This window comes from Streptomyces doebereineriae, from assembly GCF_031845645.1.
Taxonomy (GTDB): Bacteria; Actinomycetota; Actinomycetes; order Streptomycetales; family Streptomycetaceae; genus Streptomyces; species Streptomyces canus.
The window spans coordinates 1-390 of sequence record NZ_JAVREZ010000578.1 but is presented as its reverse complement, the minus strand read 5'-3'; the positions used below and the strand labels follow the sequence as shown (position 1 = coordinate 390).

Here is a 390-nt window from a genome sequence, read left to right as displayed (position 1 = left end):
CCCGAGCCCTGCCGGATGTCCAGCAGCCCGTTGTGAGCCAGGGCCCGCACCGCCTCGCGCACGGTGTTACGGGCCACGCCGAGCTGCTCGACCAGCTCCGGCTCGGTCGGAATCCGTGAGCCGACCGGCCACTCGCCCGAGGTGATCTGGTTGCGCAGCTGCGCGATCACCTGGTCGGCGAGTGCCGAACGCCGTGGAGACGTCAGCGCCATGGTGCTCCTTGCTCGTGAGCGGGGCTGTGAAGCGGGAAAAGTGTCCGGGCGGATTCTCTCAGGGGAACCGGTGGTTCCGGCGGCTCCGGACGATTGGACAATCAATCATCCCATGATTCTATGATGGCATCATGCCGGACGACGAAACCCAGACCCAGACCCAAGCCCAGATTCAGAC

1 protein-coding gene is annotated in these 390 nt (G+C 65.6%); it reads right to left on the bottom strand.

What is annotated here, in order from left to right; translation table 11 throughout:
• Positions 1-212 (bottom strand): FadR/GntR family transcriptional regulator (locus tag RNB18_RS53340; protein WP_311721223.1); only part of this gene is annotated, 212 nt, incomplete at its 3' end.
• Positions 213-390: the final 178 nt, after the last annotated feature.